We start from the raw sequence: 14063 nt of genomic DNA, 5'->3' as shown, positions 1-14063 counted from the left end.
CCGACGACGGCGACGAAGGACAGGCCGAGACGCCGCCCGCCGGTCGAGGCGCGGGCGTCGGCCACCTCCGTGAGGTCGCCGACGCCGGCGGCGCGGAAGAGCCCCGCCGTCACCCCGAGGGGCGGCGCGTGCCCGCGCGTCAGCCTTCCCGCACCGCCCCCCGCAGGAGCGGTGCCACCACCGTCGGGGGCCGGAGGACCCTCAACGGCCGAGCCAGCCGCCGTCGACCGGCACGATCGTCCCGGAGACGTAGCGCGCGGCGTCCGACGCCAGGAACACAGCGGCGCCCGCGATGTCCTCCGCCGTTCCCCACCGCCCCGCCGGAATGCGCTCGAGGATGGCGCGGGACCGGTCGGGGTCGTCCTGGAGCGCCTGCGTGTTGTCGGTCGCGATGTAGCCCGGGGCGATGCCGTTGACGGTCACGCCGTGCCCGGCCCATTCGTTCGACAGCGCCCGGACCAGTCCCGCCACGCCGGACTTGGCTGCCGCGTAGCCCGGCACGTTGATCCCGCCCTGGAACGAGAGCAGGGAGGCGGTGAAGACGACGCGCCCGTACCCTGCGTCCAGCATCCGCCGCCCGAGGGCCTGGCTGAGCACGAACGCGCTCGTGAGATCGACTTCGAGCACCTCGTCGAACCACTCCAGGGGATGCTCCGCGGCGGGAGCGCGGCGGATGGTCCCGGCGTTGTTGACCAGGATGTCCACCGGGCGGTCACCGGCGGCGAGTTCCTCGCCGAACCGGGTCACCTGCCGCCGGTCGGCGAAGTCGACGCGGTGTCCGGAGAACTCACGGCCGAGCCCGCGCACGCGGTCGCCGATCGCCGACGACGCCGGATCGAGGGTGGCGGAGACCCCGACGATGTCGGCACCGGCGGCGGCCAGCGCCTCGGCGACGGCGAACCCGATTCCACGCTTGGCCCCCGTCACGACGGCGAGGCGCCCGGTCAGGTCGAACGGGTTCATGACGCGCTCACCTCGACGAGCAGCTTCATCGCCTGCCCGGCCTCCAGGACACCGAAGGCCGATGCGACCTCACTGAGGGGCACGATGCCCGTGATGAGCTTCCCGGCCGGGATGGCGCCCTCGGCCAGGAGCTCGACGGCGCGCTCGAAGTCGTGGCGCTGGTAGACCCGCGCACCGAGCAACCTCAGCTCCCGCCAGAACACGCGGTGCAGGTCGATGGGTCGCGGTTGCGAGTGGATGGCCACCACCACGAGCGTGCCGCGGACCTTGGTCAAGCCGGTGGCGGCGAGCACGGCGGCGGCCGAGCCGGAGACCTCGAAGACGACGTCCGCTCCGGCGCCGTCCGTCCACTCGTTCACCCAGGCGACCTGATCGACCGACGAGGGGTCCAGCGTCGTCAGCCCCATCTCCTCGGCGGCGGCCCGCCGGTTCGGGTCGATCTCGGCGATCACGACCTCGGCACCGGCCGCGGCGGCGACGCTCGCTATCAGAACGCCGATCGGACCCGCACCGATGACGACGGCCTTGTCGCCCGCGGCGAGTTCGGAACGGCGTACGTCATGGACCGCCACCGCGACGGGCTCCACCAGCGCGGCGTCCCGCAGGGAGATCCCGGGGGGCAGCCGCACGAGTGTCGACGCCGGTACGTTCCAGTACTCCTGGAGGGCTCCGGGGCTGTCGATGCCGATGAAGTCCAGGTTCTGGCAGATGTGCTCGTTCCCCGCGCGGCAGGCCGGGCACGTGCCGTCCCAGGCCAGCGGCATGACGGTCACCGCGTCACCCACCGACCAGCCCTCCACGCCGGTGCCGAGGGCGACGATCGTGCCCGACATCTCGTGCCCGATCGTCGCCGGCCTGCTGACCCGGCCGTCCATGTCCCCGTGGAAGACATGGAGGTCCGTGCCGCAGATCCCGACGTACGCCACGGCGACCCGGACCTCCCCCGCCCGCGGCTCAGCCGGTTCCCGCTCCTCGACCGTCATCGTGCGTGCGCCCACGTAACTCGCCGCCAACATACCGATCGGCCCCTCCTCGCTCTGTCGCGGGCCGCGGCGGCCCACAGTCCCGCGCACCCTAGCAGGAAACATCATACGTATGCTGTCGCCGCTATAGTCGGCCCCGTGACCAGCAAGCCGCCATCGCGCGACCACACATCCACGAAGCAGACGCTGCCGACCCGGGCCTTGCGAACCGGGCACCGGCTCACGGAACTGGGCCTGGGCGCGGCCCAGTTCGGCAACCTGTTCACCGAGACGACCGACGACGAGGCGCGTCACGCCGTCGAAGCCGCGGCCGAGGAGGGGATCCGCTACTTCGACACCGCGCCGCACTACGGCCTCGGGCTCTCCGAACGCCGCCTGGGCGACGCCCTGCACGGGACCGCTCGGCAGGGCGCCGTCATCTCCTCGAAGGCCGGCCGCCTGCTCGTGGACAGCCCACAGACGGCTCACCGGCTCGACGACGACGGGTTCGTCGTGCCGGCGGCGAAGAGACGGGTCTGGGACTTCAGCCGCGACGGGGTCCTTCGTTCCGTTGAGGAGTCACTGGCGCGGCTCGGGACGGACCGGCTCGACATCGCGTATCTGCACGACCCGGACGACCACTGGGGGCCGGCGTCGTCGAGCGGGATCGCCGCTCTGGCCGAGCTGCGGGACCAGGGTGTCGTGGGTGCCATCGGCGTCGGCATGAACCAGGCCGCCATGCCGGCCGAGTTCGTGAGGCGGACCGACGTCGACGTGGTGATGGTCGCCGGGCGGTTCACCCTTCTCGACCAGTCCGCGCTGGACGATCTGCTGCCCGTCGCCGGCGCCCGCGGCGTCGGCGTCGTCGCCGCGGCGGTGTACAACTCCGGACTGCTGAGCAGTGCGGCCGTGGACGGCTCGGCGCCCTACGACTACGGGGTGGCGCCGCGGGCCTTCGTCGAACGTGCCGCCCGCATCGCCGCGGTCTGCGAGCGGCACGGTGTGGAGCTTCCCGCGGCCGCCGTCCAGTACCCGTTGCGCCATCCCGCGGTCGTCTCGGTGGTGACGGGGATGCGCACTCGGGAACACGTGCGAAGCAACGTCGCGCGGTACCGGGCGGTGATCCCGGAGGCGCTGTGGGAGGAACTGCATGTCACCGGGCTCGTCCCCGACCCGGTCCGGACAAGTCGCTTCTCCAGGACCTGAGTTAAACGTCATACGTATCTTGTAACAAACATCATACGTATGCTACCTCTGTGGCGGGCATCAACGCCCCCATCACAGGAAGCGATCGAACATGACATCGACGTCAGACTCGACACGCTCGGTGAGCAGACGATGGAGACGGCGGACGGGCACCCTCGCGGTCCTCGGCGCCTGCGCCGTCATCGCATCGGCGCTCATTCCTCTCCAGGCTCAAGCCGCACCCCGGGCCGAGTACTTCGCGGCGCCGGACGGCAAGGACGCCGGGCACTGCAGTCAGTCGCAGCCGTGCTCGCTGGAGCGGGCGCAGCATGTCGTCCGCCCCGCCGTCAAGCACGGTGACGTGGTCGTCCACCTCGCCGACGGCACCTACCGGCTCTCCGAGCCCCTGCGGTTCGGACCCGGTGACGACGGCGGCGACCACACGGTCCACTGGACCGCCGCACCCGGCGCCCATCCCGTCGTCACCGGTGCCTCGAAGGTCTCCGGCTGGTCCAAGTCCGAGGCGGGGTCCGGCATCTGGGAGGCGGACACCCCCAGCGGCCTCGACACCCGCCAGCTCTACGTGAACGGCGTGATCGCCCCTCGCGCCGCCATCCGCCTGGCCAACGCGGACGTCACCCCCACCGCGACCGGTCTCACGATCAAGAACCCGGCCCTGAGCTACCTCGCCACGCTCCCCGACCAGGGGCGCATCGAGTTCGAGTCCCTCGGCGACTTCACCAACCGCTACTCGCCGGTGCAGAGCATCAGCGCCACCGAGATCACGATGGCGCAGCCGGCCTGGGACAACAACACGTGGGGCTGGGACACCGTCCAGAACTCGTTCCTGGCCGGTCCGAGCTGGTACCTCGACAACTCACTGAGCTTCCTCACCCAGGTCGGCCAGTGGTACATATCCCCGGACGCCGGGAAGCTCTACTACAAGCCGGCGGACGGGGTCGACCCCAACCGGCTCGACATCGAGCTGCCCCGCCTGGAGACGCTGGTCAGCATCGGCGGGACGTACGACGAGCCGGTGACCGGTCTCGCCTTCGAGGGCATCCAGTTCTCCGGGACCTCCTGGCTCGGCCCCTCGACCGACGGGTACGCGGACCAGCAGAACGGCCTGTTCATCAAGGGCGCCTACGACTACCGCCCCGCCGACGCCTTCACCAACTGCTCGCGCGGCTGCGAGATGTTCGAGCGGGCGCGCACCAGCTGGTACCAGGAGCCCGCCGCCGTGCAGGTCTCCGCCGCGAGCCGCGTCTCGTTCACCGGCAACACGTTCACCAACCTCGGCCAGTCGGCGCTGGGCATCGGCAACGACGCCAACGCCGCGGCGACCGGCGTCGGGCTGGGCGCGAGCGACATCGACGTGGTCGGGAACCGGTTCATGGAGAACAGCGGGCACGGCGTCGCGGTCGGCGGCGTACTGCCCGACGCGCACCACCCCAGCGACCCGAGGATGACCAACCGGGACATCCTGATCGAGAACAACACGATCAACCGCGTGGCGGTGGACTACAAGGACAACAGCGGGATCCTCAGCACCTACGTCACGGGCGCCCGCATCCTGCACAACGAGGTCTCCAACGTCCCCTACGACGGCATCGACACCGGCTACGGCTGGGGCATCAACGACGCCGGGGGATCGAACGACTACGTGGACCGCGGCTACTACAAGTGGAACACGCAGTACACGACGCCGACGACGCTCAAGGACAACCGGGTCGAGGGCAACCTCGTGCACAACACCAAGGCCCGCTTCGCCGACGGCGGATCGGTCTACAACCTCTCCGCGAGCCCCGGAACCGTCGTCTCCAGGAACTACCTGTTCAACATCTCGGGAGTCGGCCTCTACCTCGACGAGGGCACGCGCTCCACGACGTACGAGAACAACGTGGTCCAGGGCGGTTCCTTCCTCTTCACCAACGCGTACAGCCTCCGCAACAACACCAGTGACAACGTCATCCAGAACAACTGGTACAACTCGGGCGGAGCCTCGACGCCGAACGCCGCGGCGCACAACAACCAGCTGATCAACAATGTGAAGGTCGCCGGTGCCGGCTGGCCCGCGGGCGCACGGGACGTGATCTGCCAGGCGGGTGTCGCGCCGCAGTACCGCACGTCGCTCAACGCGAACCAGTTCGGCTTCGGCGGGTGCCCGGCCGGCGGACCGGTCGCACCGGGCCTGCGCACCGCGGGGGGCTCGGCCGTCAGCTCGTACTTCGGTCAGAGCGGCGAGGCGTTCGGGATCGCGGCGGCCGGCGCCGACGTGTGGGGTGCCGGCGGTCAGCGCGACGACCAGTTCGGCTCGATCTACCGGTCCGGCTCGTTCAAGGCCGACTCCAGCGTGTCCACCCGGGTCGTGTCGGTCAACGACGCCAACGCCTGGGCCAAGTCCGGGGTCATGGTCCGCAACGACATGACCAAGGCGGGGCAGTCGGCCGGGTACGCCGTCGTCGCGGTGACCGCCCGCAACGGCGTCGTGTTCGAGTGGGACGCCAACGGCGACGGTTACCTGGACACCGACGCCCGCGCCGCCGTCGACGTCTACCGCCCGATCTGGGTGAAGCTCACCCGGTCGGGCACCGCGTTCAGCGCCTCGTACTCCTACGACGGCGCCAACTACGTCCCGATCGGTCAGCCCGTGACGCTGGCCTCGGCCGCGGCGACGCAGGACGCGGGAATCTTCTCCACGTCCCACGACACCACCCAGTCGGCGATCAACCAGTTCGACTCGGCCTCCTTCCAGGCCGCAACGATGTAGCAGCGGCCGCGAGCCGTGCGGGGCGGGCCTGCGCCCGCCCCGCACGGCCTTCCGGCCCGGTGCGGTGGGCCGCATGCGGCCGAGGTCGCGACCCGCGCCCCTGAAGCGTTCGTGACGGCGGGTCGGCCGAGGACGCAGTTCCCTCGCGGGGGCGCCCGGCCGCGGCGGATCCGCTCATCGGCGGCTCCCGCGGCGCGTGCTCGCATCGCATGGTGCCACGACAGCGGCCGCACCCGCCGAGGGGGATACTGGGCGCCATGCGTATCGACTTCGATCCCGAGGCCATGGGCCGGACCCCGTTCTACAAGCTCCTGACCTCGGTGGTCGTCCCGCGCCCCATCGCATGGGTCTCGACGCTCAGCGAGTCGGGGACGGCCAATCTCGCACCGCACTCCTTCTTCACCGTCGCCTGCGTCAGCCCGCCGGTCGTGCAGTTCACCTCGGTGGGGCGGAAGGACTCGCTGCGCAACATCGAGGAGACCCGGCAGTTCGTGGTCAACCTCGCGCCCGAGCACCTCTTCGAGCAGATCAACGCCACCGGCACCGACTTCCCGCGCGGCGTCAGCGAGTTCGACGCGGTCGGCATCGCCCGTGAGCCCAGCCGCGCGGTCAAGCCGCCCCGCGTCGCCGCCTCGCCCGTCGCCCTGGAATGCGAGCTCCACAGCACGGTCACCCTCGGCGACTCGACCGTGGTCTTCGGCCGCGTCGTCCATGCCGCGGTCTCCGAGGCCGCGATGGTCGAGGGCCACCCCGACGTCCGCAGGCTCCGCCCGCTGGCCCGCCTCGGCAAGGACGAATGGGGCACGACCGGCGAGGTCCTGGAGATCTCCCGCATCCGCTACGCCGACTGGCCCGGCGTCACCCAGGGCTGACCGGCGCACCGGCCGGCCGTACGGGCCGGCCGGGCCGGACCGTCGGGCGTCAGGCGCGGTGCCGGCGGCGGAGGGACGGGTCGAGCAGGGCCGGCGGCGTGTCGAACTTCTCGTGCGGCGCGAGATCGAGGCCGGGGGCGACGATCGCGTCGATCGCGTCCAGCACGTCGGCGGTGAGCACCGTGTCCGCGGCGGCGAGGTGCGCCCGCAGGTGGTCCGGGGTGCGGGGGCCGATGATCGCGGCGGTCACGGCGGGGTGCGCGGTCACGAACCCCAGGGCGAGCTGGATCATGGTCAGGCCGGCCTCGGCGGCGACGGCGGCCAGCCGTTCCACGGCGTCGAGCCGGGCCCGGTTGGCGGGGAGCGCGGTGTCGAAGCGTTCCGGCATGAACGCGGAGCGGCTGGTGGTGATCTCCCTACCCTCGCGGATCGCGCCGGACAGCCAGCCCGAGGCCAGGGGGCTCCACGCCAGCACGCCGAGGCCGTACTCCTCGGTCACCGGCAGCACATGGGTCTCGGCACCGCGCTGCAGGATGGAGTAGCCGGGCTGCTCGGTGACGTACCGGCCCAGGTGGTGCTCGCGGGCGGCCCACTGCGCCTGCACGATCCGGTACGCGGGGAAGGTGGAGGAGCCGAAGTAGCGGATCTTGCCCGCGCGTTGCAGGTCGGTCAGGGCCGACAGGGTCTCCTCGTCGCCGGTCGCCGGGTCCCACCGGTGGATCTGGTAGAGGTCGACGTGGTCGACGCCGAGCCGGCGCAGGCTGCCCTCCAGGGCCGTGACCAGCCAGCGGCGCGAACCGCCGCGGTGGTTGAGCCCGTCGCCCATCGGCATGGCGGCCTTCGTGGCCAGCACGACGTCGTCGCGGCGGCCGGCGAGGGCCTTGCCGACCATCTCCTCCGACTCCCCGGCGCCGTACATGTCGGCGGTGTCGATGACGTTGATCCCGGCCTCGAGCGCGGCGTCGACGAGGGCGGTCGCCTCGTCCTGGGTGGTGCGCCCGATGCTGCCGAAGTTCATGGCGCCGAGCGCGAGGGAACCGACCTGTACGCCGGTGCGGCCGAGGGTGCGGTACTGCATGACGGTGTTCTCCCTTGCGGGTGGGGTGTGGTGGCACTGCGCGGCACAAGCGCGCGCGACTTGGTCCCGGGGCGTGCGCCCTGGCATCATGAGGAAGCGGAACCTTGTTCCGTTAACGATACGGAACGCGGTTCCGTTTAGCAAGGGCGGATCGTGGAAGGAGCGGCACCGTGGTGGAGCGGTCCAGACGGGCGGACGCCCGGCGCAACGAGGAGAGCCTGCTCGAGGCCGCCGCGGCGGCCTTCGTCGCGTCGGGAGTGGAGGCCCCGGTGCGCGACATCGCGGCCCGCGCGGGCGTCGGGACGGGCACGATCTACCGCCACTTCCCGACCCGGGCGGATCTGATCATCGCCGTCTACCGGCACCAGGTCGACGCCTGCGCCGAGGCCGGCCCCGCGCTGCTGGCGGGCGGCGCGACCCCGCACACCGCGCTGGCGCGGTGGATCGACCTCTTCGTCGACTTCCTCGTGACCAAGCACGGGCTCGCCGCCGTGCTGCAGTCCGACAACGCCGGCTTCGAGACGCTGCACGCCTACTTCCTCGACCGCCTCCTGCCCGTGTGCGCCGAACTGCTGGACGCCGCCGCGGCTGCCGGGGAGATCCGCTCCGACGTGGAGGCGTACGCGCTCATGCGCGGCGTCGGGAACCTCTGCATCGGCGCGGACAGCGATCCCCGCTACGACGCGCGCCGCCTGGTCGGCCTCCTCGTCGCGGGCCTGCGCCAGGCGGACTGAGCCGCTGTCAGACCAGGCCCGCCCGGTACACCACCAGGGCGATCTGGACCCGGTTGTTCAGGTCGAGCTTGGTGAGGATGTGCGAGACGTGCGCCTTCACCGTGGGGACGCTCATGTAGAGCGACGCCGAGATCTCGGCGTTGGTCCTGCCCAGCGCCACCGCGAGCGCCACCTCCCGCTCCCGGTCCCCCAGGAGCCCCAGCAGCCGCTCCGCCCCGCCCCGGTCGTCGGGGCGCGCCCCGGCGTCGTCGCCGGCGGCCGTGACGGCGCCGATGAGCTGCTTGACGGCGGCCGGTGAGAGGACCGGTTCGCCCGCCACGACGTTCCGCACCGCGGCGACGATCTGGGCGGGGGGCGTGTGCTTGAGGACGTAGCCCGCCGCCCCGGCCCGCAACGCCTCCAGGACGTAGCCGTCCGTGGTGAACGTGGTCAGGATCAGCACCTCGGGCGGCCGCGGCCCGCGCCGCAGTTCGGCGGTGGCCGCCAGACCGTCCATCCGCGGCATCCGGATGTCCATCAGGACGATGTCGGGCCGGTGCGCCTCGACCAGCGGCAGGACCTCCGTACCGTCCGCCGCCTCGGCGACCACCTCGATGTCCGCCGCCCCTGACAGCATCATGCGCAGGCCCGAGCGCACCAGCGGGTCGTCGTCGACGATCAGTACGCGGGTCACCGGGTCCATGGCAGCCAGATCTCCAGGGAGAAGCCGGTGGCGGTGCGGGTACGGCGCATGCTGCCGCCGGCCAGGGCCGCCCTTTCGTTCATCCCGACGAGGCCTTGGCCCGCGGCGCCGGGGCGCTCGGGGTGGTCCTGCCGCACCGGGTTGCGGGCGGTGATCGTGAGCCCCGCACGGGCCCCGCCGGTCAGGGACAGCCGCAGCGGGCCGTCCGGCGCGTGCTTGCGGTGGTTGGTCAGGGCCTCCTGCAGGATGCGGTACGCGGCCCGGCTCGTCGCGGGGTCCATGGTCGTCAGGTCCTCCGTGTCGCGGTGCACCTCCACGGTGGCGCCCGCCGCGCGCGACTCCTCGACCAGCCGGTCCAGGTCGGCCACGGCCGGCTGCGGGGGTTCGGCGTGCGCGTTGACCGTGGGGGTGCGCAGCACCCGCAGCACGTCCTGGAGGTCCTCCAGGGCCTGGCCCGCGCTCTGCCGGATCACCCCCGCCGCCTCGGCGACCTGGTCAGCGGACGCGGTGGGATGGAACTCCAGCGCCCCCGCGTGCACGCTGAGCAGCGTCAGCCGGTGGGCCAGCACGTCGTGCATCTCCCGGGCGATCTCCTCCCGGGCGTGCTGCCGCGCCTGCTCCGCCCGCAGGTCCGCCTCCCGCTCCGCCCGCTCCGCCCGCTCCCGCACCCCGGCCACGTACAGGCCCCAGCCGACGGCGCCGCCCACGAACGCCACGGCGGACACGGCCGTGGCCGAGGGCAGGGGCCCGGAGTACGAGGTGAACACGAACTGCGCCGGCACCGGAAGCAGCGCCACGCCGGTGACCTGGACGGTGGTGCGCGGCGCACAGGTGGCGGCCACGGTGAACAGCGCCACCAGCAGTGGGACGACCACGGGCCAGACAAGTGCCGAGGCCACGAGGGCCAAGGCCAGCGCGACCGGGTGACGCCGGCGCCAGAACAGGGCCGCGCACGCCAGCAGCGGGATCAGGGACGCCCGGAGCGGCCAGACCGGCGGCAGCAGTGACAGGACGTAGGCGCCGCTGGAGAACCGCGGGTACACCTGCAGGCCGGTCTGCTGGACCCGGATGACGAAGAGCGTCAGCCCCGCGGTCGCGGCGACCACGCACGCGTCCGCGACCCGCGGATGCCCCTGCAGGGCCCGTCTCACATCGATCACGCACGCAACCGTAAGCGCCCCTCCCGGCCCGCGACAAAAAACACGGGCCGCCTCGGAGGACTTCTATACCAAAGTATAGGGAGGCCCGGGCGCGCATCGTTCTTCGGAACGGGAAATCCCGCCGCCGCCGCCGAATTCGGGAATTCACCGGCCTTTCATCCGCGCCGGATCTCCGACGGCCGGGGATCCGCGGCTCCGTCACGGACGCCAGGTGCGGAGACATACCGCGCTCATCTTCGGCGGCGGGCCCGGCGCGCCCGCACCGAAACCGCCGGACATTCTCGTGGAAAAGAGTGCCCACGTCGACGCCACGTTCTTTGTCCGGCGAAAGGCCGGCGCCCGGCGCGGGAAAGCCGTGGAATTGCCCGAGGCGCCGGCCGGCGGTTCGGCGGGTCAGGCGTCGGCGGGGAAGTCGGTGGACGCCGTCACGTCGCTCCACGCGGCGAGGTCGCCGGCCAGTCGCCGCTGCCCCTGCTCGACCAGGCGCAGGGCGTCGGTGCCGAGAACGAGGTGGAGCGGCGGGTCGTCGGACTCCAGGACCCGGAGCACGGCGCGGGCGGCGCGGGCCGGGTCACCGGTCTGCTTGCCGCTCTTGGCACGGCGGGCGGCGCGGATCGGCTCGAAGAGGGCGTCGTAGTCGGGGACGGTGCGCGGCGCGCGGACCATCGAGCGGCCGGCCCAGTCGGTACGGAACGAGCCGAGCGCCAGGGAGGTGACGTGGATGCCGAAGCCCGCGACCTCCTGGGCCAGGGACGCGGCGACGCCCTCCATGGCGAACTTGCTCGCCCCGTAGAAGGCGACGCCGGGCAGTGCGGTCAGGCCCGCCATGGACGACACCGAGAAGATGTGGCCGCCGCGGCGCCGGCGCATGTGGGGCAGCACGGCTTTGATGACCGCGACGCTGCCGAAGACGTTGACGTCGAACTGGCGCCGCAGGTCGTCCATGGAGGACTCCTCGACGGTGCCCTCCAGGCCGTAGCCGGCGTTGCTGATCAGCACCTCGATGGGGCCGATGTTCCGCTCGGCCTCGTCGACCACCGAGACGACGGCGTCCTCGTCGGTGACGTCCAGGACCCTGCCGGTGGCGCGGCCGGGGGCGAGGGCCTCGAACCCGGCGACCTGGTCCGGCCTGCGGACGGTGCCGATCACCCGGTGACCGGCGCCCAGCGCCTCCTGGGCGAAGGCGCGGCCCAGGCCGCTGCCGACGGCGGTGATGAAGAACGTCCGGTGCACAGCGCAACTCCTCGGCGACGACGGATGTGCGGGGATCCGTCCGGCCGGGTGCCGGCCCGCGCCGGAGTGCCCCGCGCCGGAGTCCGCATGCCGATCATGGGCCGGGAGGCGGCACCGGTGCCACGACCGGCTCCCTCCCTGCTGGGAGGCGGAGCCTCCCAGCCCGGGGTCCAGCCCGGGGTCACCGCCTGCGGCGGGTGCGGGCGGCGACGACGACGGCGGCGAGGCCGGTGACCGCGATGAAGCCCATCGCGACGAGGAAGACCGGTGACGTCGGCGTCGCGGCGCGGCTGCCGGCGATGACGTAGGCCCCCGTGTTCGGCACGCTGCCGAGCGCCGTGGCCAGCAGGAAGGGCGCGAGGCGCATCCGCGAGAGCGAGGCGCTGTAGTTGGCCGCCGCGAAGGGCACGCCGGGGAAGAGCCGCATCGCCAGCATCGTGCGGAAGCCGTGCTCGCTGAGCTGGCGGTCCGCGGCGAGCAGCACCCGTCCTCGCAGCAGAGGACGCAGCGCGTCCCGACCGAGGACGCGGCCCAGCACGAAGGCGAGACCGGCGCCGAGCACCGTGCCGGCGAGGGCCGCCGGCAGTCCCGCCTGGGCGCCGAAGAGCGCCCCGGCGCCGACGTTGAGCAGCGGGCGCGGCACGAAGGCGAGGGCGCAGAGCCCGTAGCCCGCGGCGAAGAGCACCACGGCGGCGGCGCCCGTGAGTCGGGCGGGCCAGCCGTGCGCGAGCAGCCGCTGCGGCTCCCAGACGAGCACCGAGGCGGCAGCCCCGGACAGGAGGACGACCAGCAGCGCCAGCCGGGCCCACGACGCCGGGCGCGGGCGCGAGAGGGTGGTGACCTCGGACATCCCGCGAGCCTAGCGGAGGAGGATGTCGCTCCGGTGCCGCCGCGTACCGTGGGGCCATGGCCCCTGACGCCCCGGTCGTGCCGGACAGCGCCCTCGCGGACCTCGTGCTGCCGCGTCTGACCTCGGCGTACGGCGCCGCCGCCGATCCGGAGCGGGCGGCCTCGGCGGCGGCGTACATGCGGGACGCGTTCCCGTTCCTCGGCATCGCCACGCCCGCCCGGCGTACCCTGTCCCGCGCCGTGCTCACCGGCACACCGCGGCCCGACGAGGCCGACTGCACGGCCGTCGGCCTGCGTTGCTGGGCGCTCCCCGAACGGGAGTACCGCTACTTCGCCGTCGACTACCTGCGCCGCCACGTGGGTCGCTGCTCCTCGGACTTCCTCGCCACGGCCCGGCACCTGATCACGACGGAACCGTGGTGGGACACCGTCGACCTGCTCGCCGCGCACGTCGTCGGACGGCTCGTCGCCGCCGACCCCGCCCTGGTGGGCGCGATGGACGAGTGGATCGAGGACGAGGACCTCTGGCTGGCCCGCACCGCGCTGCTGCACCAGTTGACGTACAAGGCGGACACCGACCCCGGGCGGCTGTTCCGCTACTGCCTGCGGCAGGCGGACCACCGGGACTTCTTCGTCCGCAAGGCGATCGGCTGGGCCCTGCGCGAGTACGCCCGCACCGATCCCGGCGCCGTTCGGGCGTTCCTAGCCGAGGCGGGGGAGCGGCTGTCACCGCTGTCGGTGCGGGAGGCGGGCAAGCACCTGTGAACGGGACCGGCGGGCGCGGCCGTCTGCGCCGCAGCTACGACACCGTGGCCGAGGAGTACCGGGAGCGCGTCGGCGGTGAGCTGGCCCACAAGCCCCTGGACCGGGCTCTGCTGGCCGCCCTCGCCGAACAGGCCGCGGACGGCGCGCCGGTGGCGGACCTGGGCTGCGGCCCCGGCCACGTCACCGCGTGGCTCGCGGCGCGCGGGGTGCGGGCCGTCGGGATCGACCTGTCGCCGGGGATGATCGCGCTCGCCCGCCGCGAGCACCCCGGGGCGGACTTCCGCGAGGGCGACCTGCTGCGTCTCCCCGCGGCGGAGGGCGAGTTCGGGGCGGTCGCCGCCCTGTACTCGGTGATCCACCTGACGCCGGGTGAACTGGGCGCCGCCTTCGGCGAGATGCGGCGCGTGCTGCGGCCGTCCGGCCGGGCGCTCGTGGCCTTCCACACCGGGGAGGAGACCCGGCGGGTGACGCAGTGGTGGGGGCACGAGGTCGACGTCGACTTCCACTTCCACGACGCCGCGACGGTCTCCGGGGCGCTGACCGGGGCCGGGTTCGAGATCGAGGCGAGGATGGAGCGGGCCCCGTACCCGCAGGAGGCGGAGACCCGGCGCGTCTACGTCCTCGCCCGCGCCGGCGGGGCATGAAGCGGGCCCTTTCGCCGGGCTTCTCCCGCAGCGCGACGTCCCACGGGTCGCCCTGCGCCCAGGACGACCGGGCGTCCCCGGGCAGGGCGTCGGCGAACCCGCCGAAGACCACCGGGCCGGTCCTCTCCTCGTCGTCCTCCATGGGCCCGATGCCGTAGGGCGGGCC

The 14063-nt window shown here is 72.8% G+C and carries 13 protein-coding genes; 6 read left to right on the top strand and 7 right to left on the bottom strand.

Annotation, left to right across the window (positions count from 1 at the left end):
• Positions 1-201: 201 nt before the first annotated feature.
• Entirely contained in the window at positions 202-963 is a 762-nt protein-coding gene (locus B085_RS0110810; RefSeq protein WP_018558587.1) for an SDR family oxidoreductase, read from the bottom strand.
• Positions 960-1979 (bottom strand): alcohol dehydrogenase catalytic domain-containing protein, encoded by a 1020-nt coding sequence (locus B085_RS0110805; RefSeq protein ID WP_018558586.1) that lies wholly within the window; start codon positions 1977-1979, stop codon positions 960-962. Before B085_RS0110805 ends, B085_RS0110810 begins: the two co-directional genes overlap by 4 nt.
• Before the next feature lie 153 nt (positions 1980-2132).
• On the opposite strand from B085_RS0110805, the gene B085_RS0110800 reads away from it, so the two are divergent.
• The 3 genes from B085_RS0110800 to B085_RS0110790 all read left to right on the top strand — a co-directional run bounded on the left by B085_RS0110800 (position 2133) and on the right by B085_RS0110790 (position 6752).
• Complete coding sequence (locus B085_RS0110800; protein ID WP_026250903.1) at positions 2133-3131, top strand: aldo/keto reductase; 999 nt, start codon at positions 2133-2135, stop codon at positions 3129-3131.
• Positions 3132-3222: 91 nt separating this feature from the next.
• Positions 3223-5880 carry a right-handed parallel beta-helix repeat-containing protein gene (locus B085_RS0110795; protein ID WP_199789189.1) on the top strand — a complete coding sequence of 886 codons (2658 nt, stop codon included), beginning with the start codon at positions 3223-3225 and terminating at the stop codon, positions 5878-5880.
• A 257-nt stretch (positions 5881-6137) separates the two neighbouring features.
• Positions 6138-6752, top strand: a complete 615-nt coding sequence (locus tag B085_RS0110790) for a flavin reductase family protein (RefSeq protein ID WP_018558582.1) — start codon at positions 6138-6140, stop codon at positions 6750-6752.
• Positions 6753-6801: 49 nt separating this feature from the next.
• On the opposite strand, the gene B085_RS0110785 is transcribed toward B085_RS0110790, so the two are convergent.
• Complete coding sequence (locus tag B085_RS0110785) at positions 6802-7830, bottom strand: aldo/keto reductase (protein ID WP_018558581.1); 1029 nt, start codon at positions 7828-7830, stop codon at positions 6802-6804.
• Between the two features lie 170 nt (positions 7831-8000).
• Here B085_RS0110785 and B085_RS0110780 point away from each other — a divergent pair, with 170 nt between their 5' ends.
• On the top strand, positions 8001-8564 hold the full coding sequence (locus B085_RS0110780; RefSeq protein WP_018558580.1) for a TetR family transcriptional regulator: 564 nt from the start codon (positions 8001-8003) through the stop codon (positions 8562-8564).
• Between the two features lie 7 nt (positions 8565-8571).
• Here the strand turns inward: B085_RS0110780 and B085_RS0110775 are convergent, their stop codons facing one another.
• From B085_RS0110775 to B085_RS41990, 4 genes are all read right to left on the bottom strand, one after another.
• A complete protein-coding gene (locus B085_RS0110775) occupies positions 8572-9246 on the bottom strand; it encodes a response regulator transcription factor (protein WP_018558579.1) in 675 nt (224 codons plus the stop codon).
• Positions 9234-10406, bottom strand: coding sequence for a sensor histidine kinase (locus B085_RS0110770; RefSeq protein ID WP_018558578.1), 1173 nt, complete (start codon positions 10404-10406; stop codon positions 9234-9236). The genes B085_RS0110775 and B085_RS0110770 overlap by 13 nt, the downstream gene beginning before the upstream one ends.
• Before the next feature lie 393 nt (positions 10407-10799).
• Complete coding sequence (locus B085_RS0110765; RefSeq protein WP_018558577.1) at positions 10800-11639, bottom strand: oxidoreductase; 840 nt, start codon at positions 11637-11639, stop codon at positions 10800-10802.
• 181 nt (positions 11640-11820) lie between these two features.
• Positions 11821-12489, bottom strand: a complete 669-nt coding sequence (locus B085_RS41990) for a TVP38/TMEM64 family protein (RefSeq protein ID WP_018558576.1) — start codon at positions 12487-12489, stop codon at positions 11821-11823.
• A gap of 56 nt (positions 12490-12545) precedes the next feature.
• Here B085_RS41990 and B085_RS0110755 point away from each other — a divergent pair, with 56 nt between their 5' ends.
• Together B085_RS0110755 and B085_RS0110750 are read left to right on the top strand one after the other, a co-directional pair.
• Positions 12546-13253: a DNA alkylation repair protein gene (locus tag B085_RS0110755; protein WP_018558575.1), complete on the top strand. Its 708-nt coding sequence runs from the start codon at positions 12546-12548 to the stop codon at positions 13251-13253.
• Entirely contained in the window at positions 13250-13897 is a 648-nt protein-coding gene (locus B085_RS0110750) for a class I SAM-dependent methyltransferase (protein ID WP_018558574.1), read from the top strand. The genes B085_RS0110755 and B085_RS0110750 overlap by 4 nt, the downstream gene beginning before the upstream one ends.
• Positions 13898-14063: the final 166 nt, after the last annotated feature.

This window comes from Streptomyces sp. BoleA5 (assembly GCF_000373665.1).
Classification (GTDB): domain Bacteria; phylum Actinomycetota; class Actinomycetes; order Streptomycetales; family Streptomycetaceae; genus Actinacidiphila.
The sequence above is the reverse complement of the archived record's forward strand: the minus strand, read 5'-3'. Positions and strand labels throughout refer to the sequence as shown.

Coding starts and splice junctions, on each gene's coding strand:
- B085_RS0110795 (WP_199789189.1), top strand. CDS start 3,223: ATGACATCGACGTCAGACTCGACACGCTCGGTGAGCAGACGATGGAGA.
- B085_RS0110790 (WP_018558582.1), top strand. CDS start 6,138: ATGCGTATCGACTTCGATCCCGAGGCCATGGGCCGGACCCCGTTCTAC.
- B085_RS0110785 (WP_018558581.1), bottom strand. CDS start 7,830: ATGCAGTACCGCACCCTCGGCCGCACCGGCGTACAGGTCGGTTCCCTC.
- B085_RS0110805 (WP_018558586.1), bottom strand. CDS start 1,979: ATGTTGGCGGCGAGTTACGTGGGCGCACGCACGATGACGGTCGAGGAG.
- B085_RS41990 (WP_018558576.1), bottom strand. CDS start 12,489: ATGTCCGAGGTCACCACCCTCTCGCGCCCGCGCCCGGCGTCGTGGGCC.
- B085_RS0110755 (WP_018558575.1), top strand. CDS start 12,546: ATGGCCCCTGACGCCCCGGTCGTGCCGGACAGCGCCCTCGCGGACCTC.
- B085_RS0110810 (WP_018558587.1), bottom strand. CDS start 963: ATGAACCCGTTCGACCTGACCGGGCGCCTCGCCGTCGTGACGGGGGCC.
- B085_RS0110775 (WP_018558579.1), bottom strand. CDS start 9,246: ATGGACCCGGTGACCCGCGTACTGATCGTCGACGACGACCCGCTGGTG.